The following is a 211-nucleotide window of genomic DNA, read 5'->3' on the forward strand; positions in this document are numbered from 1 at the left end:
GCAGGCACGATGTACTATATCACTCTGGAGGCAACTGATGGTGGAAAGAAGAACAAGTATGAAGCGAAAATCTGGGTGAAACCATGGATGAACTTCAAGGAACTGCAAGAATTTAAGCCTGTTGGCGATGAGACTGCAAATGCCAGCTCTTAGGTATCTGGAGATATGCACCTGGATATGTTTAAGATGAAGTATATATAGAAGAGTGGAC

Annotated in this window: 1 protein-coding gene; it reads left to right on the plus strand. The window is 42.7% G+C overall.

Annotated features, from left to right (window positions below; genetic code table 11):
- The first annotated feature begins 9 nt into the window (after nucleotides 1-9).
- The gene (locus C6N31_RS47615; protein ID WP_498063744.1) at nucleotides 10-153 is read left to right on the plus strand and encodes a cystatin family protein; all 144 of its coding nucleotides are present in this window, start codon (nucleotides 10-12) and stop codon (nucleotides 151-153) included.
- Nucleotides 154-211: the final 58 nt, after the last annotated feature.

The organism is Streptomyces fildesensis (genome assembly GCF_016107395.1).
GTDB lineage: Bacteria > Actinomycetota > Actinomycetes > Streptomycetales > Streptomycetaceae > Actinacidiphila > Actinacidiphila fildesensis.

Coding starts and splice junctions, on each gene's coding strand:
- C6N31_RS47615 (WP_498063744.1), top strand. CDS start 10: ATGTACTATATCACTCTGGAGGCAACTGATGGTGGAAAGAAGAACAAG.